Here is a 22848-nt window from a genome sequence, read left to right on the forward strand (position 1 = left end):
AACCGGTTCCTATAATTTTCCTCGATTTAATTTGTCCTTAGAATGTAACCTGCAATCCACCGGTATAGATTCTTCTTGCACCCTGTCGACCATTGTCCGTATCCGCATTACCATTGTAGTTATTACCCGACAAGCCTGTTTCTGGTTCGGTATACCGGTTCTTGGCTGAACCAAAAGTCAATAAATTATCCGCTGACACAAAAAACCGGACATTGGATAATCCCAGCCTTTGTAAGGTATTTTTCGGAATGGAATAACCAAGCGTAATATTCCGCAAACGTAAATAATCGTTGTCGAAAATATAAAAATCAGAAGCCCTGCGCGTCGAAGCATAATTATCGTCCGACCATTTCGGTAATAAGGCCTGATCACCCGGTTTACGCCAACGATCCTGAACCAGATCCTGCGTGACCCCTACCCCACCGCGAAGCGTACTACGCTCAGAATAAGAGTAATCATACATTTTTCCACCGAGTGAATAATAGAACATAAAGGAGAAATCCAATCCATGCAATTTGAAACTATTGGTCAGTGAACCATACACCTTTGGCAAAGCCGATCCGATCCATTGATAATCATCGGATGTGACCTCCCCAACATAGTCTTCGGAAATTTTCCAACCCCCTTTATCATCCTTTACCCAATATTGCATATTGCCGTTATCCGGATTAACGCCGGCATTCTTCACCATGTAGAAATCGTACAATGAATGCCCCTCTTCTAGACGATAACCGGCACCGCGATTATTAAATGTGTAGGCTCCACTAGGCAAATAGGTGACCTCATTTTTTAAGGTCGATAAGTTGCCATCAACCTTCCAGCTAAAATGATCCTTTCTGAAAATATCGGCACCTAAGGAGAACTCGAAGCCGCTATTTTTCAGATTGCCAAGATTAATATTCTGTCCAATCGCATTTCCTGCTTGTGCCGAAAGTGGAAATTCTTTATAGAAAAGCAGGTCCGAGGAGTTTCTTGAGTAATACTCGATTGTTCCATAAAAGCGTTTTAAGAAAGCAAAATCCGCAGCAATATTAAATTGCTTGTTTTTTTCCCATTGCAGATCAGGTGCTGCAACAGTATTAGGTTTTAATCCCGGCAATCCATAGAGATTATCGGCACTATAATACGCCTGATAAGCATATAAGAATTCGCCTCCCGCTACACCATTCGGCTGACGTTGAATCAACCGATCGTTTCCAGTAGTACCATAACTGCTACGGAACGATAGATTATCCAGCCAAGTCGCATCTTTTAAGAAGTTCTCCTTTGAGATCTTCCATGAAAGACCGCCCGATAGGAAATTCCCCCAACGATTATCCGGGTGAAAACGGGATGATCCATCCCGACGGAAAGAGACCGAAGCAAAATACTTATCATTATAGTTGTAATCCACTTTAGCCAAATATGATAATAAGGCATAACGATCTTTATAAGACCCGACAGACCAATTGGTCGTTGTCGAAGCTAACTCATATTGACCTAATTGCATAATACCCTCACCATAAGCATTATCTCCAACAACATTTCTAGTATACGATTCCTGACCCGCCAACGCAGATAAATGATGTGCTCCGAAATCCTGCTCCCAGCTCAGGATATTATTGAAAGTGACGGCTCGAGTTTCATCATTTCTACGGCCCACACTTCCTCCACTGGTCAACACACTCGTTCCATAAGGCGCCTGTTGTCCGGGGCCATGAACCGCCGATCCGTAGGTAAATTCTTTATAAACATTATTATCTATACTGATGCTTGACTTAAATCTTAAATTGTAAGGCAATTTAAGTTCAGCGAAATAGCGGGCGGATATCATGTTGCGCTGGTTATTGGTAAATCCTTCATCGTTCGGATTATCCCAGTAGTCACCACCGTTATTCAACACATGGATACCAAAAAAATTATTGCCATAGGTACCATAATCAAACATACGACGCCCTGTCTTCTCGGAATACACCCAATCTGTATTGTCAGCATTACGTAGCCACGGCGAAGTCAAGGTTGTACTAAAATCTAAAGCTCTACTAGCTCCTGAAAGATTCTGTTTAGAAGAGGAAAACGACATATTTCCGCCGAGCTGCAACCAATCGGTCACCTGCGATGTCACATTAGCCCTAAAACCGTAACGTTTAAAATATTGAGTCATTGCATAACCATTGTCATCCAAATAATTCGAGGATAGAAAGTAATTGGTTTTTCCATCGCCAGCGGTCCCGCTCACATCCAGATTATACTCTTGTCGCAATTTGCGGGAGAATACAGCGCCATAATAGTCGTAGTCAGATTCATTCCATATTTTTTCTAGTTTTGGATTGATATAAGCGTTACCATTTCCATCATGAAGTACATAGTTTTCATTGATGTCTTTAAATGGAGATACGTAAACACCAGCACTACTTTTTTTCAGCAGCTTCCCAAGGACATTGTCAGATGCCCAATCTCCTGCTTCTTTCGAAGTTCTATTATAACGGTAAAACTGGTCATTATACATGCCCTCCCAAGTATTCAACAGTTGTTCTTCAGGTGTGGCTTTGGTGGGATTACCAACAGCATTATCCGAGGTTCCCCAGGCGGACTTAAAATTCAGGGTAGGCTTGGCACTTTTACCTTTCTTGGTGGTGATCACAATAACACCGTTGGCCGCTCTGGATCCATACAGCGAAGAAGCTGCAGCATCTTTCAATACAGTGATGGATTCGATATCTGAAGGAGCAATAGATGTTAGCTGACCGTCGTATGGCATTCCATCCACGACATACAATGGATTAGATGAACCGCTCATGGAACTGATCCCGCGGATCTGAATACGAGAATCGCCGCCAGGATTACCTTCATTGTTGGTTACACTGACGCCAGGGCTCATCCCCTGAAGAGTTTCAGCAAATCCGGATCCCCCTATTTTTTCCAGCTGCTCCTTTTTAACTACCGTTGCAGATCCTGTAAAGGTCGATTTTTTTGCTGTGCCGTAAGCAACAACAATTACCTCGTCTAGATCGGTGGATGTCGCATCCAAAACAATGGAAAGGTTCTTTTGACCCTCATATTTCAATTCTTGGGATTTGTAACCAACATAGGAAACAACCAGAATTGCTCCTGGATTTAACTTACCGATTTTGAAATGGCCTTGCTGGTCTGTATAGGTCGCTATAGCGGATCCCTTTACAGCAACCGATGCTCCTACAATAGGTCCGTTCTTGTCGCTGACTAGACCGATAATTTCTTGCTGAATGACATGATGTTCAATTGGACTTTCAGTATTCGATCTCGCCTGTAAATCGAAAGAGAAACCACTTGAAGCAACTAAAGTCAATACGAAAAATAGTTTTGTTTTTCTTGACATAATTAGTGGGGATGGTTTTAAGTTAGTCGTTCTTATTTAAGTAGATTACTACCGAGGCAAATATAATTAAATAGATACAAATGTAAAATTTTTACCATTTTTTATATAAAAATGTAAAAAAGATAAAAATATATAAATAAAATTAAAGAAAACAAAACAAATACATCCTTAGTTTTGCAAAGACTAAAATGCCCATAATGTAAAAAAACATTATGGGCATAAATCGTAAATCATGTCATCCGTATCAAGAATATGCTATTTCATCTTATTTTTCATATTAAGATCCAATGGTAACATGAAATCAATCAAGTAACCATTGATCAACGCGTATCGTATTTCACTTTCAGATCCAATAAAAAAGTCAGCGTGTTCCCCTATAATGGGCCTCACTGCGCCTTGAAAATTAGCATCCCTCATGAGCTGAATTGGAAAAGTATGCACCTTTGCATCTTCAGTCATATCGGAAATCATTATTGCCGCAAAGCCCTGTTTCAGCAAATCACCTATAGTTGGCAACGTTAATTCCACTAATGAAAAGATCCGGTCTGAATACAATTTTGCGGGAATAAATTGGAGTCCTTTGACATCAAGGTCGGTATATCCATAAAAGTCCCGCAGATCGCCTATATCTTCGATCACTCCCTCCACATAATAGTCATCTACCACAGTTTTTTCATTTTGCCGAATAGCCATATCCACCAGCATCTTCTTACCATTTTTTTCGATAGATAGGTTTCGGATCAGAAGATCATGGAGCTTTTCATCATTAAAAGGAATCGCGTTATAATCAGCGATATCATGTTCCGAATAAGATCCCGCAGCGATTTCCAGAAAGGCCTGTAATAGCGCAATGAAATTATATTTTCGAACCTCCAGCTTCTCAGTATCACCGGCATAGGCTCCTGATTCAATCAGAATGGTGCTGGCACCCCATTTTTGGAAATTGTCTCCGAAACCACGTGGGGTATGCTCGTCGTCATATTTCGCCACAGCATTCGGGATAAATTCCTGTAATATCTTATTGATTCCCACAATTACCCGCATGGCATCTGCCCTAACCGTATTAACACTTCTCGCATAGTCGTATGCCGGGGCCAGCAAGGAAATTGTTACTGGGGTGGCGGTACCTGGAATATTATAGTAATTATTCTGATTATGAAGATTAAAAGCAAAATCTGGTTTCAACAACATCGCTTGCGCTTTCAACAAAGCCCCTTCCATAGTAGCGACTGCACGTGCATCGCGATTCATGTCCACATCCATGGCCGTTCTCCGCTGATAACGCTCCGCGCCGTCAGGATTCAACATCGGAATAAAATATAAGGTCAGTTTCTCTGCGATCTCCTTTCGAAAGGTATCAAAGCCATCCGACTCCCCATTAAAAAAATTAAACAGATCAAATAGCGCCATTGTTGCCGTAGGTTCGTCCCCATGCATCTGCGACCATAACAAAACCTTTATCGGCCCTTGTCCATATTTCAATCTAAAAATTGAACGATCCTCCACTGACCGTCCGATCTTTTCAACAGTAAATTGCTTACTGACCTCTTTTCCTTGCAAAAGTGGCAAGATATCAGCATGCTTAAATCGTCTATGCTGCAAAGCCTTTTCTTTATATAAAGAAAAGGCTTTGATAAAATCGTCTTTCACTAAATTCATGTTAATCTTTTAGGGCTGCCTCAAGTAAGGTAATCGTTCCTTTTGACGCATCCATTCTCACCTTTGCACCTACCGGAAGGATAAATTGCTCCGCAATATGCCCAATGATAGCTCCACTATAAGCAGGCACATTTAAGGGTTTAATATAATCATTGAATAGCTGATCCAATGTCACAGAACCATAGCCTCCTGACGGTTTACAATTGGTACATTTCCCAAAAACAAAACCCTTGATCACAGCCAATATCCCTGCATTTTTCAACTGGCAAAACATCCGGTCGACGCGTTCCATATCTTCATCGACCTCCTCAATAAAAAGTATCTTATCTTTAAAGCCTGGTAAATAAGGAGTCCCACATAAGCCCGTCAATACGGTCATATTTCCGCCCAGCAACACCCCTTCTGCAACACCTGGGGAGATTGTAGCTATCCGGTCTTTAGTCTGTACAATATTATCCCCCTTCGATTTGGGATTTTCAAATACCGTAGGCTTATTCGCTACAAATTGTGCATTAAAGGCCTCGGCCAGCTTCTTTGTCCAAGTGCTTATACCAACCGCACCATGGAAAGTAACAAGTCCAGTTTTCGCATACAAAGCCAAGATTAACGCAGTTATATCAGAATATCCCAACAAAATCTTAGGATTTTGAGCAATCATCTTATAATCAAGTCTGTCCAAAAGACGGGAAGTTCCCGAACCTCCCCTTATGCAGACTATTGCTTTGACAGCCTTATCAGCAAACATATCATGTATATCAGCAATACGTTCCTGATCTGTCCCCGCCAAATTACCGTAACGGCTACGGATATGTTTTCCCTCCTTCACTTTAAAACCCAATGTTTCAAAGATCTCGCGTGCGATAATGATCGATTCCTCATCGTCCAATACACCTGCTGGAGTTATCAAGCCTATTGCATCCCCTGGGTATAGCTTCTTTGCCAGCAAAGTAGCCGCCCCTGCAAACTCCACTGCGACTTCTGTGGCGTGCCCAGCTCCCAATACCGGAATGGCCAATGTGCCCAAAGCAATTGATTTAATAAAAGCCCTTTTTTCCATATTATGACAACTTATCGGTTGAACAACAAACGCTCACCAGCACCTTTCTCAATAATTTGTCCTTTAGAAAATGCGACTTTACCAGATACAATGGTATGTTCAATGGTTGAACTAAACGTGTGTCCTTCAAATGGGGACCATCCGCATTTAGAAAGGATATTTTCTTTGGAAACTGTATATGGCTTATTCAGATCCACGAGTACCAGATCCGCCCAATAGCCTTCACGGATATAGCCACGATCTTCAATCTGAAATAGTGTGGCTGTATTATGTGCTGACTTTTGAACCAATTGTTCCAAGGTTATTTTACCTGCTTTGACCATATCCAATAATGCTTGTAAAGCATGTTGAACCAAGGGGCCACCGCTAGGAGCCGATGCATATCGCTGTGTTTTTTCCTCTATAGTATGTGGGGCATGATCTGTCGCTATCACATCAATATGTCCATCCAATACAGCTTTAAGAATATGGTCACGATCATTGGCCGTCTTAACAGCCGGATTCCACTTGATAAAATTCCCCTTTGTTACGTAATCCTGATCAGAAAACCATAAGTGATGGATACAAGCTTCAGCAGTGATTTTCTTATCCTTTAATGGGATATCATTCCGGAATAGTTCAATCTCTCTTGCTGTTGATATATGTAAAATATGTAATCTTGTATCATGCTTTTTGGCCAATTCCACAGCCTTGGATGAAGACAAATAACAAGCCTCAGCGGAGCGGATCAACGGATGCATTTCAATCTTCAATCCGTCTTCACCATATTGTTCCTTAAATATCGCCAGATTAGCCTTGATTGTTGCTTCGTCCTCACAGTGTGTCGCGATCAATGTAGGCGAATTAGCAAATATGCCTTCCAAAGCTTTTTCATTATCCACCAGCATATTCCCAGTGGATGATCCCATAAATACCTTTATACCGCAGACATCGCGTGGATTGGTTTTCAATACCTCATCTAAGTTATCGTTGGCCGCTCCCATAAAGAATGAATAATTGGCTAATGCGTTCTTTCCTGCAATATCATATTTATCCTGGAGCAATTCCTGCGTCAGGGTATTGGGAACTGTATTTGGCATCTCCATAAAGGAGGTGGTCCCACCTGCTACCGCAGCACGACTTTCATGCCATATATCCGCTTTATAGGTTAACCCCGGTTCTCTAAAATGAACCTGGTCATCAATTAATCCCGGAAACAGATGTAGTCCCTCGGCATTGATTTCCTGATCCGCAGGATGATTTATCTCCTGTGCGATCATTTCGATTCGACCATTACTGATATATACATCAGCAGTCTCAACTTTACCTTCGTTAACAAGTTGTGCAGATTTTATAAGAATAGATGACATGTTGATCTTTTTACGTTGCTATCTTTCAAAAGTAAAGATTTGTTACCGTGATATCAAGTTATCCGGTCAAAGAGTTCCCCAATATAGAAGACAAAAAATAGATCAAGCTTATCCTTATGCACGTTCGAATGATCGTGCAACAACTTTTGTTCAACGAGGCAAAAATCCAGGCTGGAGATAAAACCTTTATGCATTCACAAGAGACCAACAGCTCTAAAAATCGAATGAAGATTCATTATGGCCTATAAACCCTACATAGGGAACTCATTGAGACCTTATTAAAAAACGAATCAATAAAAAATAGGTTTTATATAAATAAAAAAGTCGGAAGATTTTTCTTCCGACCAAGACAGGCCTAAGCCTCTTTTTTTTATTCTTTATCAAATTTGTAACCTACTCCTTTTACTGTAGTGACGTAATCGTCGCCTATTTTTTCACGGAGCTTACGGATATGCACATCGATTGTCCGATTGGTGACAACCACCGAGTCTTCCCAAATACTTTTTAAAATCTGCTCTCTTGTGAAAACTTTATTTGGTTTGGAAGCTAACAAGTAAAGCAATTCAAACTCTTTCTTGGCAAGCACAATCTTTTGCTCTCCTTTGTAAACTAAGAAAGAATCTCTATCAATAACCAGATCAGCTATCTCGATTTTATCCTGTGCGTTTGAATCAGACTCCTCCGATGCGTTTCTTCTTAAGATCGCATTAATACGACTCATCAGCGCTCGGGGCTTAATTGGCTTAGCGATATAGTCATCCGCTCCAACATGAAATCCGGCAATTTCTGAATATTCTTCGCTTCTGGCTGTCAAAAACACCATAAAGGTACTTTTGAATTCAGGCATAGCACGCATGATGCGACAAGCTTCAATACCGTCCATCCTAGGCATCATCACATCTAAGATGATCAGATCGGGGTTTACTTGCTTGGCAACTTGTATTGCCTCTTCCCCATTTTGCGCTGTAGAGACCTGATAACCTTCACGATTTAAGTTGAATGCAATTAAATCCAAGATATCTTTTTCGTCATCAACAATTAAAATCTTTTGTTTCGAAGAACTCATTTGTCTTATTTTTCTGCTAAAATATAAACAAAATGATAACAATCAGTTAATCTAATGTTACCAAATTATTAAGTAATATTTCAATTAACAATAACACATTGATTACTTAATTGTTTTCTTCAAAAAATCAGCTAGCTCTTCGCCACGCAGATTCTTTGCAATGATAATACCATTTGGATCGAGAATATAAGAAGTGGGCAATGCCTTGACACGGTAGTCTATTACTATCGGTGAACTCCAAGCCTTTAAATCAGACACATGTGTCCAAGCCAACTTGTCATCCGCAATAGCCCGCATCCATGAGCCCGGGTTATCGTCAAATGAAACAGACAGGATATCAAAACCTTTGGTATGATAAGCATTATATAACTTGACAAGATTCGGATTTTCCTGACGACAAGGCATACACCAGGAAGCCCAAAAGTCAACCAAAGTATATTTTCCTTTAAAACTAGACAACTTCACCTCTTTATTAGAAGGCGTAAATGACGTCAACTCCGGTGCAGGTTGACCAATGGCCATTTTCTTCAGCTTTTGGGTTTCCTCCTTAAATTGAGTCACATATCTATTTTCCGTGAATTCGTTTTTAATTTTATCTGCATAAGCAATAATTTCTGCCTCTGCTACTTCAGGATCCAAGGTTGAGATGGCATAAAATCCAGCCAGATCATTATTTTTAGCGGAAAAATCGACAGCCTTGTTGGTATAGTCGCGAAGTTCATTCGCAAATTTGGCCTTATATTCTGCACGAAGTTTTTCTATTTCATCAGCAGTTGAATTTGCTGTTAATTTGGAAAAGACACCCTGCAGAGAATCTTGCACATAATCGCGATGATTTCGTTCCTTAGCAAATGGCTGGATCGTTTTCGACAATTCAGACCCTTCAACGAGATAATCATTAACATCCTTATGCAAATCTGCTTTAAATGAAATTGTCTCACCCGGAGAAGTAATTAGGTCATAGCGATTTTTACCGACACGTAGCGACAACAATCTCGATTGACTAGCTTGACGAACAAACTGAAATTTGTTATTATCACCAAAAAACATGGAATCCAGCTTGGTATCCCCCTCATACAAGGAGACAACTTTTATATTACCAGGATTTTCTATATTTCCTTCGATGGTAAACTGCTCTTTATTCTGGCAACCAAACATCAATCCAACCACACCAACTACTAAAAAAATTGCCTTTTTCATCTGTATATAGTTTTGTGAGCGCCATAGGTTCATCTATAATATAAATGTCTTGCACTCGGTTTCCTTTTAAAGTGAAGAAACTATCCTATTTATGCCCCCCTGTGATTCTTCATTCACAATTTGCTCTTCAACAGAATTAGTGAACTCGTTACACTCGGTTTGAATAAATAGGATAGTTTCATATAGTAGAATTCTAGAGGAGACGTCCACTACGTTTGAAGTCTATTCAACAAGCATCCTAAGTCTCCGGTCTAAATACTCAAATTTAACTTAAAAATTCCTTCGCCCGTTCAATGGCTGTTTTTAATCCCGCTGAGTTTTTACCCCCCGCTGTCGCAAAGAAAGGTTGCCCCCCTCCACCACCTTGGATATCTTTTGCCAAATCACGAACAATATTACTGGCATTTAAACCTTTTTCTTTTGCTAAATCATCCGAAATTACGACTGTCAAACTTGGCTTTCCATCGAATTCCGCTCCAATAACCAAAAATAAATTATTGACAGCTCCCTTCAGCGCATAAGCTAAGGTTTTAACCGCTTCTGCATTCGGCAGATCCACCAACGTCGACAAGAAGTTGATATCGCCAACCTGCTCGATCTTCGCTTCCAGATCCGATTTCAATGCTAAAGATTTTTCTGTAATGCTTTTTTCAATTTCTTTTTTCAGCGCTCCATTTTCGTCAATGATCTTACCCAAAGCAGACACAAAGTCCTTCGGACTATTCATCAGTTCTTTTAGATGCTGTACCAATTCAAAATGCTCACGAATTACCGCCGCTGAGCGAGTTCCTGTAATCGCCTCAATACGACGCACCCCTGCTGCAACAGCTGACTCAGAAACAATCTTAAAGAATCCGATCTGCCCCGTCGCTTTCACATGTGTACCACCACATAGTTCTTTGGAGAATTTATCCTCAAAAGTAATCACACGCACAAAATCACCATATTTCTCACCAAACAAAGCTGTCACACCTGAATCCAAAGCCTGCTGGTAAGGTACATTCCGTTCTTCTTTCAACGGGATATTCTCCCGAATTTTAGCATTCACGATATCCTCTACCTGTTTGATCTCATCCTCGCTCATCTTTGCAAAATGAGAAATATCAAAACGTAAGATATCAGCATTGACCAATGAACCTTTTTGATTCACGTGCGTACCTAAGACCTGTTTTAGTGCAGCATGCAATAAGTGTGTTGCAGAGTGATTATTCTCTGTATCCAATCTTTTGGTACCGTCAACCTCCGCGATAAAAGTCCCATTCAGATCCAATGGCAACTTATTGGCAAAATGAACGAAAATTCCATTTTCCTTTTTCGTATCCGTAATGTAGATCTTTTCGCCTGTTTCCTCTGAAATCAATTCACCGGAATCACCGACCTGGCCTCCCCCTTCAGCATAAAACGGACTGACGGAAAGAACCAATTGATACTGCTCTTTATTTTTTGCGACAACTTTACGGTATTTTACGATTTCTGTTTTTGCGGTCAAGGTATCATAACCAACAAATTCAAACCCCTCATCCTCATTGACAAGAATCCAGTCACCGGTGTCAATTGCTGTTGCCGCACGGGAACGATCTTTTTGAACCTGAAGCGCCTGTTTGAAGCCCTCCATGTCAACAGACAATCCCTTCTCTCGTGCTAACAATTCTGTTAAATCAATAGGAAAGCCGTATGTATCGTATAGTTCAAATGCAAAATCACCATTAATAACGCTATGATCTTCCACGTAATTTTCAAAACGCTGTACCCCAGTGGACAAGGTTCTTAAAAATGATACTTCTTCCTCTAAGATTACTTTCTGAACAAAATCCTGTTGTTGGATCAGTTCATCAAATACACCACTGAATTGTGCCGCCAAAACTGGAACAAGCTCATGAATAAATGGTGTTTTGAATCCTAAAAATGTATAAGCATAACGTACCGCTCGACGTAAAATGCGGCGGATTACGTATCCAGCTTTGTTATTAGAGGGTAATTGTCCATCTGCTATCGCAAAACTTACCGCACGGATATGATCAGATACCACACGCATCGCAATGTCAGTCTTCTCATCCAAACCATATTTTATCCCCGATTTCTCTGCAATAAAATCAATAGTTGGCGTAAAGACATCCGTATCATAATTTGAGGTTTTACCTTGAATGCATCTGACAAGACGCTCAAAGCCCATACCTGTGTCCACATGTTTAGCTGGTAACGACTGGAGTGATCCGTCTTTCAAGCGATTGAATTGCATAAAGACCAAGTTCCAGATTTCAATCACCTGCGGATGGTCTGCATTAACTAAGCTTTGTCCTGCAACCTGCGCACGTTCTTCTGCACTACGCATATCAAAATGGATTTCAGAACAAGGGCCACAAGGACCAGTCTCTCCCATTTCCCAGAAATTATCCTTTTTATTACCAAGCAAGATACGATCTTCAGCTATCCACTGTTTCCAGAAATCAAACGCTTCCATATCCCGGTCCAAACCTTCACTCGCGTCGCCCTCAAAAATAGTAACGTATAAACGATCTTTGTCAAGTTTATATACTTCGGTCAATAGCTCCCAAGCCCAAGCAATAGCTTCCTTCTTAAAGTAATCCCCAAAGCTCCAGTTTCCCAACATCTCAAATAAGGTGTGGTGGTAAGTATCAATACCAACTTCCTCTAAATCGTTATGCTTACCTGAAACACGCAGACAACGCTGCGTATCTGCAACACGTGGAAATTTAATCGGCGCTTCCCCCAAGAATAAATCCTTGAACTGGTTCATCCCCGCATTGGTAAACATCAATGTAGGATCATTTTTTACAACTACTGGTGCTGAAGGTACTATCTGATGCCCCTTGCTTTTAAAAAAGTCTAAAAAGGCTTGACGAATTTCTCTACTTGTCATTTAATTATCTAAAAATATGTGCAAACTTACTCAAAATTGGTCTGTTATGCAATGTAGAATACGAGATAATAACCATGACACAATGATTTTAATAATGCCCAGTTTTCATCGTCAACTGACTTTTCAAACAAAAAAATCAGGACATAAGATTCAGACAGACAGGATTGTCCTATTTTCGGGATGACCGTAATCACAAATATGCATTAAATGCAACATTTTAAAAGCATTAAATGTTAGCCAACTTTGTACCATCAGGATCAGTTTTAATACGTTAAACAATAAAAACATTTTGACTGATAGTCATTCACAATTGCGTTTGTTTTATTACATTTGATAGGGAAAGAGGGCTCTAAAAAATTAAGAAAAATAAATTTGATGGCTTCATCACAACTAAACAAACAAATTTAAACAGATGAAAAAAAACATTCTACTACCGGTAGATTTTTCGGCTCATTCTAACAACGCGGTAAATTATGCTGTGGATCTAGCTATTCAAAAAGGCTACAGCATCCACCTTTATCATAATTATACCTCTGCTTCGGCTGTATTTGAGGAAGAAACTGATTCAATTGGAAAGCGAAGCCCCATATTTAAAGCTGATGTCCTTATTAAAAATCTTTCAGAGCAGATAAAATCGACACATGCCACTCTTGATGTGACAACCCAGTGCGAACGTGGCATGATCACGGAAACTCTCCCTGAAATGGCCACACCTGATCGTTTTGACTTTGTCATCATGGGCACAAAAGGTATTACCAATGATGATAGCCAACTTATTGGCAGCACAACTTACGTCATTAGCAAAAAAGCAAAAATACCTGTTTTGGCCATTCCAACAGAAGCATCCTTTGAGCACGTTGACAAGGTTGGTTTATTATCCAACTTCAAAGAAGAAGAAGTACAGACTGTCCAGGATTTCGTCAATATAATGGGTAAAGATTTTGAATTAAAGCTGATGCATGTCCATTATGATCATTCTTCGGAAAACCGGATAGAAGATAAATTGGAAGTATGGAAATATAAAATCAAAAAATATATTGGTGTGACGAACATAGCCATCGAAGTTGACTCGATACAAGGCGACATTGAGGACCTGGACACTGTCCCTGAAGTAATCAATGAAATGATACATACCGAAAAAATCAAGATATTACTCGTAACACGTTCAAGAAAATCCTTTTTTGAACGTACTTTCACTAGATCAGTGGCAAAAGCATTATTTAGCCACCCTTTAGTTCCCATATTTTTTACCAAAGCATAATAAATATATCGCTATGTCTAGATTATTAATACCCGTAGATTTTTCCGAAAATGCGGAAGTCGCAGCAAACTATGCAGCTCAGATCGCTCAGGAAACACATGATGAAATTACACTCTTCCACTCCTTCACTTCACATATAAACAAATTCGCAAATGCGAAGCATTTAATAGACCCTACCGAAGAGGACGCCCGTGGTAAGATGGAGAAACTTGTCGCTGAACTTCTACAAAAATATCCTTCGATAAAAATTTCGACCCTATTTACGAATGGAATTTTAGCCGAATCATTGGAAAAACAGGAGATAAAAGAAAACTACCAGACGGTCATTATGGGTACAAAAGGAGTCACAGGACTTGAATCTGTACTGATCGGAAGCAATACTTATGACGTCATTAAAGAGTCAAAAATCCCCGTATTAGCGATCCCCAAAAATGCCGTAAAATTAAAAAAAGACAACATCGCACTGCTTACAAATTTTAAACCTGGTGAGCTGGAAGTCCTCAAACAGGCAATCCCATTATATGGAAAATATTTTCATTTACAACTCATCCATATCAACAAAAATGAACTAGAAATCAACATTTTAGGATCAAAACTTGAAAAGTGGATTGAACAGATTATAGCGGAGACTGGTATAGAAGACATCTCTTATATCGTTAAAGCACCAAGCTATTTTGCCGGCTCAAGGGAGAATATTGCAAATGGTATACATACGATTATTCGAGATGAAGATATTGATGTGATTTTGATTACAAAAAGTAGGAAAACTTTTTTTCAAAACATTTTTACTGAGAATATTGTTAAGCACATGGCTTTTGAAATTGAGGTACCAAATTTTTTCGGTCGAGTAAGCTGACCAAATAATTTTTGGCAAATTTATTGCAAGAGTAGTCAATGAGTTAATTTAACAAGAATTTTATAGTAGAAAATTTTACAAAAACACATTATGAAAATTAGCCTTAAAAAATCAGGATTACTAGTAGCGGCAGGAATCATCTCGACCGCATCCTTTGCCCAAAGCGCAAAGCAGTCATCAATTGAAGGCACTACCCCATTTGGTCCGGCAACACAATACAGGACTTGGTCTATCGGTGTAGGCGCCGGTGTAACGAGCTTGCAAAACATTGCTAAATTCAATAATGGAGGTTATGACAAGTTGGACTGGAACTTAGGTTACAGTGCCTATATCAAAAAACAAATCTCCCCTTCATTCGGAATCAAGGCAACTTACTTTGGCGGAAAGACCTCAGGATATGAAGCCAGTGATAAACAAGTAGGCTTTGAAACAAAGACACCATGGTCAGTTGCTTTATCCGGTGAGTTTATAGCAGCCAATACAAACTGGCGGTTTTTCAATAGTTTCATTAAACCTTACGCCTCAATTGGTGTGGGTGTAATGAATGCAGAGACAGCAGCAATTGCAGGAGGAACCAAAGGCGAATACGGTGATTCATATTCCAAGATCTTTGTCCCAGCGGACTTCGGTTTGAAATTTGCAGTTGCCAAAGGCATTAACTTCGAATTGGGCTACCAATTGAACTGGGCAAATCAACGATTTGACAATAAAGTTGGACCAACTCAGCAATATAAGAATGACTTATTCACCTATGCTCACGCAGGTCTAGAGTTCGCTTTGGGTAGTGGTAGCAAACCCGCATTGAGCAACTCAAATCCGGTAGCTACGCTTGTAAATGATTACACTGTAAAATATGATGATTTAAAAGCTCAAAATGACGCTCTTAATGCAAAAAATCAAGCTTTACAAGGTCAATTGGATGGAATTAGCAGTGATCTGAAAGATGATGACGGTGACGGTGTTGCAAACAAATACGACAAATGCCCAGGCACACCTTCCGGAGTACAGGTAGATGGATCAGGTTGTCCAATTATTGTTAAAAACGAAACTAGAGTTGTAGAGAAAGTTGTTGTTACGGAAGCCGACAGAAAAGTTGTTGCTGATGCGATTAAAAACTTAGAATTCGATCTAGGGAAAGCAACCATCCGCCCTACTTCATATGCAACATTAAACAAAGTTGCAGCATTGTTGATCGAGAAAAACTTTAGCTTGAAATTAGCTGGTCACACCGATAATACAGGTTCACGCGAATTAAATATGCGTTTATCTAAAGAACGTGCTGAGTCAGTAAAAGCTTACTTGGTATCTCAAGGCGCTAACGCATCACGTATCGAAGCGACAGGTTATGGTCCTGACCAACCAATTGCATCCAATAAAAATGCTGCTGGTCGTCAACAAAACCGCCGTGTAGAATTTACACTTTATTAATAGCTAATAAATTACACGTAATAAAATGGTATTTTTCAGTAAAATACCATTTTATTTACCCTTTTGTCATATTTAAACTACAAACCGATTAGGAATTTAATTTTTAACCTATTACTTTTGCCTCGGTTTATACAAACAAATTCTATGAAACTAAATTTACAATTAGCACTTGCTTTTGCAACTGCAGGCTTATTCGCCAATTCCGCTTTTGCTCAAACTGCAAAGGTGGCATCGATAGAAGGAACTACTCCTTTTGGTTCAGCTACGCAATACAGAACTTGGTCTATCGGTATCGGCGCAGGTGTAACAAACCAAACCAACATCGCGGGTTTCAATCGTGAAGGATATGATGATTTGGCATGGAACCTAGGTTATAGTGCTTACATCAAAAAGCAAATTTCTCCTTCTTTTGGAATTAAGGCAACTTACTTCGGTGGCAAAACAGGTGGTGCTTTCAAAGATGGTTCACAATCATTCGAAGCAAAAACACCTTGGTCGGCAGCTTTATCTGGAGAATTCCTAGCAGCGAATACCAACTGGAGATTTTTCAATAGCTTTATCAAACCTTACGCATCAATCGGGGTGGGTGTCATGAACAGCAAAACAACCTTAACTACGGGTTCTACTTCGGTAGAAGCGGATGGTATCTCTAAAATCTATGTACCATTAGATATGGGTTTCAAATTTGCAGTTGCTAAGGGTATTAACTTCGAATTGGGTTACCAGTTGAATTGGGTTAACCAAAACTTTGATGGTATCCAAGGAGGCCAATACAAGAATGACCTGTTCACTTATATCCACGGTGGTCTAGAATTTGCTTTGGGAAGTGGTAGCAAGCCAGCATTGAACAACTCAAATCCGGTAGCAACACTTGTAAATGACTATACTGTAAAATACGATGATTTAAAAGCTCAAAATGATGCTCTTAATGCAAAAAATCAAGCTTTACAAAGTCAATTGGATGGATTGAACAGTGATTTAAAAGATGATGATGGTGATGGTGTAGCCAACAAATACGACAAATGTCCGGGTACTCCTTCTGGTGTACAGGTAGATGGATCAGGTTGTCCAATTGTTGTTAAAAACGAAACTAAAATCGTAGAAAAAGTTGTTGTTACAGAAGCAGACAAAAAAGTTGTTGCTGATGCGATCAAAAACCTAGAATTCGATTTGAGCAAAGCAACTATCCGTCCTACTTCATATGCAACATTAAATAAGGTTGCGGCATTGTTGATCGAGAAAAACTTTAGCTTAAAATTAGCTGGTCACACAGATAACACAGGTTCACGTGAATTGAACATGCGTTTATCAAAAGAACGTGCTGAGTCAGTGAAGGCTTATTTAGTATCTCAAGGCGCTAACGCTTCACGTATCGAAGCTACTGGTTACGGCCCTGACCAACCAATTGCATCTAATAAGAATGCTGCTGGTCGTCAACAAAACCGTCGTGTAGAGTTCACACTTTATTAATCGATATTATTCGATCTATACAAACCAAAAGGCATCACTTAAGAGTGATGCCTTTTTTTGTGGATTTACAGTAGAGTTACATAAGCCTACAAGGCGCTCCACTACGATCAAAAAATCAATAAAATTATCTTATTTTTGAAATTTCAACAAGAAACAATCCCATACTTCATAAAATTTCTTTTTGGCAATCGCATTTGGTAAAAGAGTCTTTCATCACTTAATCCCTAATACGAATAAATTTATGGTCCCATCCATAGTGCATATTCCGATTTCGCTAAAAATCAATTATTTAAATTCTTTGATTATTCAAATATTATTTTTACCTTTGCAACGCCTTAGGCAATAGTGCCTATTGTATATAATATTTCATGAACCCATTTTTAGAACTGGGAATCCGTGAGGAAGTTGTTAATGCCATCTCAGAATTAGGTTTCGAAAAACCTTCTGAAATTCAGGAAAAAGCCATTCCTGTTTTATTGACTGGTAACGACGATTTTGTCGGATTAGCCCAAACTGGCACAGGAAAGACCGCGGCATTTGGTCTTCCATTATTAGAGCAATTAGACTTTTCTCAAAAACACCCACAGGCATTAATCCTTTGCCCTACTCGGGAATTATGTTTACAAATCTCAAAAGATTTAGAAAAATTTGCTAAATACGTTGACAACGTACATGTTGTTGCTGTATATGGAGGTGCAAATATCTCAGACCAGCTACGTCAAATTAGACGTGGAGTGCAAATTGTAGTAGCGACCCCAGGTCGTATGTTGGATATCATTGGCAGAAATGCGATTGATTTTTCAAATGTAAAATATGTTGTTTTAGATGAAGCGGATGAGATGCTCAATATGGGCTTCAAAGAAGACATCAACAACATTTTGTCAGAAACTCCTGACGAGAAAAAAACTTGGTTATTTTCGGCGACAATGCCTTCTGAGGTACGTCGTATCGCAAAGAATTATATGACCGATCCTGTTGAGCTTACTGTAGGTACAAAAAATACTGGTAACGCCAACATTGAACACCACTATTATTTGATCAAAGCAAAAGATAAATATGCTGCGTTCAAACGTATTGTGGATTCAAACCCTGATATCTTTGGTATCGTATTTTGTCGTACAAAAATCGAAACACAGGATATCGCTGAAGCGTTGATCAAAGATGGTTACAATGCAGACTCGCTGCACGGTGACTTGTCCCAACAACAACGTGATAAAGTAATGAAACGTTACCGTGACCGTAGTTTACAATTATTGATCGCAACAGACGTAGCCGCTCGTGGTATTGATGTAAGTGACGTAACTCACGTTATCAACTTCTCTTTACCTGATGAAACAGAAAACTATACGCACCGTTCAGGTCGTACTGCTCGTGCAGGTAAAACTGGTATTTCTCTCTCTTTGGTAAACGTAAAAGAACTCAGCAAAATCCGTCATCTTGAAAAGATCATCGGTAAACCTTTTGAGAAAAAACAAGTTCCTCAAGGTGCTGAAGTATGCGAAAAACAATTATTCTCTATCGTTAAAAAGATTGAAAACGTTGAAGTAAATGATGAGCAAATCAGTCCGTTCTTGCCTGCAATTATGGAAAATCTAGAATCTCTTTCAAAAGAAGATATCATCAAAAGATTTGCATCCCTTGAATTCAACCGTTTCTTAGATTATTATAAAAACGCTCCAGATTTAAATATCGAAGCCCGTGAAGGTTCTCGTGAAGATCGTGGCGATAGGCGTGATGGTCGTTCTCGTGAAGGTTCAAAAGGTTATACCCGTTTGTTCATGAACTTAGGTTCTGTAGATGAATTCTCTCGTGGAGACATGTTAGGCTTTATCTGTAACAACGCGAATATCTCTGGAAAATCTATCGGTAAAATTGACTTAAAAGGTGTGTTTACATTCTTTGAAGTACAAGATGCTGAAGTTGAGAAAGTATTCCAAGGATTCCAAGGTGTAGATTACAACGGTCGTCAAGTACGTATCGAAGTATCTGGTGAAGCTAGAAGCGAAGGCCGTGGTGGTGATCGTGGAAGAAGCCGTGGTGGTGATCGTGGCGGAAGACGCGAAGGCGGATACCGTGGTGGTGATCGCGGTGGAAGACGTGAAGGTGGATACGGAGGCGGTGACCGTGGCGGAAGACGTGAAGGCGGATTCAGCGGCGAAAAACGTGACCGTGGTAGTAGCAATGGCGGAGGTTTCCGTGATTTCTCAGGTAAACGTAAAGAATCTAAAAGCAAATACTAGATTTAGTATTTAGATAAGCGCATAAAGACTCTGATTTGGAAAGCCCCGGCTTTGCAGATCAGAGTCTTTTTCGTTTATAGTACTTCAGGCAGATCCAAACCCCAAATCCCCTCCACCTTCTCAATACCTTAATGCGCCTTATTCCATTTTTCAGATGCCTTAATGTGCTTAAAAAAACGTAAATTAGCTTAATTACACGAACTGGATTTTCACAATGCCAACAGCAACAAGATTATTTGATTTAGCCTATTTGCAACAAGAAACTGCACCTGGGTTTCCTATGTTTTCCTACAAAGACGGAGCGAATTGGGTAGCGGTAAGTAATACAGAATTTATTGAACGCGTCAATCAGGTATCCAAAGGTCTGATTGCACTCGGTATCCAAGTAGGTGAAAAAGTTGCTTTAATCAGTGAAAACCGCATCGAATGGAATGTTCTTGATTTTGCAATCCAACAGATTGGTGCTGTTGTTGTCGCGATTTATCCGAATATCTCTGAATCAGATTACAGCTTTATATTCAACCATGCTGAGATTAAAAATTGTATCGTAAGCTCAAAAAAGCTATATACGAAGATCACTTCGATCAGAGACTCATGTTCGCTCCTGGAACATATTTTTAGTTTAGACAAAGAAGAGGATATACCGCATTGGCAGAGTTTCGTAGCTGACGGCGTTTCCATCACTGATGAGCAGCTTGAGACACTTCGAAATGCCGTCGGTACCGAGAGCCTCGCTTCTATCATTTATACATCAGGTACAACCGGAAATCCGAAGGGAGTTATGCTGGCTCACCGCAATCTATTGGCCGATACCATGAGCAGTGAGTACTCCTTCCCTGTCGGACGCGGAGACCGAGCTCTTTCTTTTTTACCGGTTTGCCATGCCTACGAACGTGTCTTCCAATATGTCTATATGTATAAGGGTTTAACAATCTTTTTTGCCCAGTCGATGGATACCATTGGCGAAGATTTCAAATCAGTCCGACCACATATCTTTTCAGCTGTGCCCCGTGTACTTGAAAAAGTATATGAAAAAATTATTGCAACCGGTGAAAAACTGACTGGGTTCAAACGCAAGATATTCTTCTGGTCTCTTCGTCTTGGTGAACAATACACATTAGAGAACCGCTCTTGGTGGTATGATGTCAAATTAAGTATCGCACGAAAACTCGTCTTTTCAAAATGGCGGGAGGCCTTGGGTGGAGACATTAAAGGGGTTGCATCGGGCAGTGCTGCTTTACAAGAAAGATTAATCCGTTTGTATATGGCCGCTGGAATCCCTATTTATGAAGGTTACGGTCTGACTGAAGCAGGTCCCTGTATTGCTGTAAACTGCTTTAAAAGAGGGATGAAAATAGGCACAGTAGGTCTACCGTTGATTAATATTGAAATCAAACTTGCCGAAGATGGGGAGATCCTCACCAAAGGCGAAAACAATATGATTGGCTATTATAAAAATGAAGAAGCCACTGCTGAGGTACTCAAAGATGGTTGGCTATATACTGGAGATATCGGTCAATGGGTTGACGGCAAGTTTCTTAAAATAGTAGACCGCAAGAAAGAGATGTTCAAGACTTCTGGCGGCAAATATATTGTTCCCCAACAGCTTGAGTCCAAAATCGTAGAATCTTCTTTTATTGAACAGGTCATGGTGATCGGCGAATCGCGAAAATTCCCAGCAGCTTTAATTGTTCCAAACTATGCCAATTTTTTGGAATGGAGCAAGAACTCCTCTCCTTCATTGGTAAAATTGTCAAAAATAGAATTCCTGAACCATCCTAAAGTTAGGCAGCAGATTGAGTTCGAACTCAATCGCATTAATCAAAATTTTGGTAACTGGGAACAGATCAAGAAATTTGCAATTATTCCAAACGAAATGACAATAGAGACGGGTGAATTAACCCCCACCTTAAAGATGAAGCGGAAAATCATTCTCCAGAAGTATGAAAAAGAGGTTGAGGCGATCTACAATACTTAGCTAGATAAATAGACAAATCTATTTATCTGGGACAAACAATAAAGCATGTAAGATGTCGGGATCTGGATCAGACTTTCGCCTGCAGATTGAAATAAAAATCAGCAAGATCCGTATAAAATTGAACCGAGCCCTCTTGCTTAAACATTAAAGCAAAAATCAACAAGATCAGTATTCAAAAAAATAGCCCTTGTCTCTGACAAAGGCTATTTTATATAGCAGAATTTTGTTCTTACGACTTCTTAGACAGGCGTTGACGAATTGCCTCATAAATAACAACGGCAGCCGATACAGACACATTCAGAGAGCCTATTTCGCCATACATTGGTATCTTGGCAAGATTATCCGCGATACGGATTAAATCATTCGATACACCGACATCCTCAGCGCCCATGATGACACAGGTAGGTGCTGTATAATCCACATCATAGATACTTGACGTTGTTTTTTCTGTACTAACAACCAATTGCACTCCTGAATCTATCAGAAATTTACCCACTTTTGAAAGGCTATCATGGCGGCAGACCGGAATTTTATACAATGCTCCAGCGGATGTTTTAATTGCATCCGGATTTATTTCAGCAGATCCTTTTTTCGGCACAATGATCGCATGCACACCTGAACATTCAGCTGTACGTGCAATAGCCCCCATATTACGAACATCAGTTACACCATCTAACATCAAAAGTAAAGGAGTTTCACCTTTCTCATAAATCTGAGGTAAGAGATCTTCAATACTTTGATATGTAATTGGCGATATAACCGCAATTACTCCTTGATGGTTTTTCCGTGTGATACGATTCAGTTTTTCAATAGGCACTTGCTGAAAAGCAATATCATGTTCTTTCAATAAGGATTTCAGTTCCAGAATCAAGCTACCACTTAATCCGCGTTGCACAAATAACGATTCAATTTCTTTACCACTATCGATCGCTTCGATGACGGCACGGATACCGAATACCATCTGATTTACTTCACGTCTTTCGCCGTGATCGCGATCACGTCTCTGAAAATTTCCTTGCATCATAAAACTAAATATTACCTTCCAAATAGAAGAGATTGCAAAGGT

14 protein-coding genes are annotated in these 22848 nt (G+C 39.8%); 6 read left to right on the top strand and 8 right to left on the bottom strand.

The window, feature by feature from the left end:
* Nucleotides 1-37 precede the first annotated feature (37 nt).
* The 7 genes from M2408_RS24610 to alaS all read right to left on the bottom strand — a co-directional run bounded on the left by M2408_RS24610 (nt 38) and on the right by alaS (nt 12549).
* Nucleotides 38-3337 (bottom strand): SusC/RagA family TonB-linked outer membrane protein, encoded by a 3300-nt coding sequence (locus tag M2408_RS24610; RefSeq protein ID WP_259187229.1) that lies wholly within the window; start codon nt 3335-3337, stop codon nt 38-40.
* A 255-nt stretch (nt 3338-3592) separates the two neighbouring features.
* Nucleotides 3593-4996 carry a M14 family zinc carboxypeptidase gene (locus M2408_RS24615; RefSeq protein ID WP_259187230.1) on the bottom strand — a complete coding sequence of 468 codons (1404 nt, stop codon included), beginning with the start codon at nt 4994-4996 and terminating at the stop codon, nt 3593-3595.
* A 1-nt stretch (nt 4997) separates the two neighbouring features.
* Nucleotides 4998-6053, bottom strand: a complete 1056-nt coding sequence (locus tag M2408_RS24620; protein WP_259187231.1) for an LD-carboxypeptidase — start codon at nt 6051-6053, stop codon at nt 4998-5000.
* A gap of 11 nt (nt 6054-6064) precedes the next feature.
* Entirely contained in the window at nt 6065-7402 is a 1338-nt protein-coding gene (locus tag M2408_RS24625) for a dihydroorotase (protein WP_259187232.1), read from the bottom strand.
* Between the two features lie 370 nt (nt 7403-7772).
* Entirely contained in the window at nt 7773-8468 is a 696-nt protein-coding gene (locus M2408_RS24630) for a response regulator transcription factor (protein ID WP_120259941.1), read from the bottom strand.
* Nucleotides 8469-8570: 102 nt separating this feature from the next.
* Nucleotides 8571-9668, bottom strand: coding sequence for a TlpA disulfide reductase family protein (locus M2408_RS24635; protein ID WP_259187233.1), 1098 nt, complete (start codon nt 9666-9668; stop codon nt 8571-8573).
* A gap of 265 nt (nt 9669-9933) precedes the next feature.
* Nucleotides 9934-12549, bottom strand: coding sequence for an alanine--tRNA ligase (alaS, locus tag M2408_RS24640; protein WP_259187234.1), 2616 nt, complete (start codon nt 12547-12549; stop codon nt 9934-9936).
* Nucleotides 12550-12961: 412 nt separating this feature from the next.
* Here alaS and M2408_RS24645 point away from each other — a divergent pair, with 412 nt between their 5' ends.
* The 6 genes from M2408_RS24645 to M2408_RS24670 all read left to right on the top strand — a co-directional run bounded on the left by M2408_RS24645 (nt 12962) and on the right by M2408_RS24670 (nt 21782).
* Nucleotides 12962-13810, top strand: a complete 849-nt coding sequence (locus M2408_RS24645; RefSeq protein WP_259187235.1) for a universal stress protein — start codon at nt 12962-12964, stop codon at nt 13808-13810.
* Between the two features lie 13 nt (nt 13811-13823).
* Nucleotides 13824-14666: a universal stress protein gene (locus tag M2408_RS24650; protein WP_259187236.1), complete on the top strand. Its 843-nt coding sequence runs from the start codon at nt 13824-13826 to the stop codon at nt 14664-14666.
* A 90-nt stretch (nt 14667-14756) separates the two neighbouring features.
* Nucleotides 14757-16094 carry an OmpA family protein gene (locus M2408_RS24655; RefSeq protein ID WP_259187237.1) on the top strand — a complete coding sequence of 446 codons (1338 nt, stop codon included), beginning with the start codon at nt 14757-14759 and terminating at the stop codon, nt 16092-16094.
* Between the two features lie 144 nt (nt 16095-16238).
* The gene (locus tag M2408_RS24660; protein WP_259187238.1) at nt 16239-17564 is read left to right on the top strand and encodes an OmpA family protein; all 1326 of its coding nucleotides are present in this window, start codon (nt 16239-16241) and stop codon (nt 17562-17564) included.
* Nucleotides 17565-17932: 368 nt separating this feature from the next.
* Nucleotides 17933-19804 (top strand): DEAD/DEAH box helicase, encoded by a 1872-nt coding sequence (locus M2408_RS24665; RefSeq protein ID WP_120259928.1) that lies wholly within the window; start codon nt 17933-17935, stop codon nt 19802-19804.
* A gap of 214 nt (nt 19805-20018) precedes the next feature.
* Nucleotides 20019-21782, top strand: coding sequence for a long-chain fatty acid--CoA ligase (locus tag M2408_RS24670; protein ID WP_259187239.1), 1764 nt, complete (start codon nt 20019-20021; stop codon nt 21780-21782).
* A 229-nt stretch (nt 21783-22011) separates the two neighbouring features.
* Here the strand turns inward: M2408_RS24670 and rlmB are convergent, their stop codons facing one another.
* Nucleotides 22012-22806, bottom strand: coding sequence for a 23S rRNA (guanosine(2251)-2'-O)-methyltransferase RlmB (gene rlmB / locus M2408_RS24675; protein ID WP_409049497.1), 795 nt, complete (start codon nt 22804-22806; stop codon nt 22012-22014).
* Nucleotides 22807-22848: the final 42 nt, after the last annotated feature.

This window comes from Sphingobacterium sp. BIGb0165 (assembly GCF_024810095.1).
In the GTDB taxonomy this organism is placed as follows: domain Bacteria; phylum Bacteroidota; class Bacteroidia; order Sphingobacteriales; family Sphingobacteriaceae; genus Sphingobacterium; species Sphingobacterium detergens.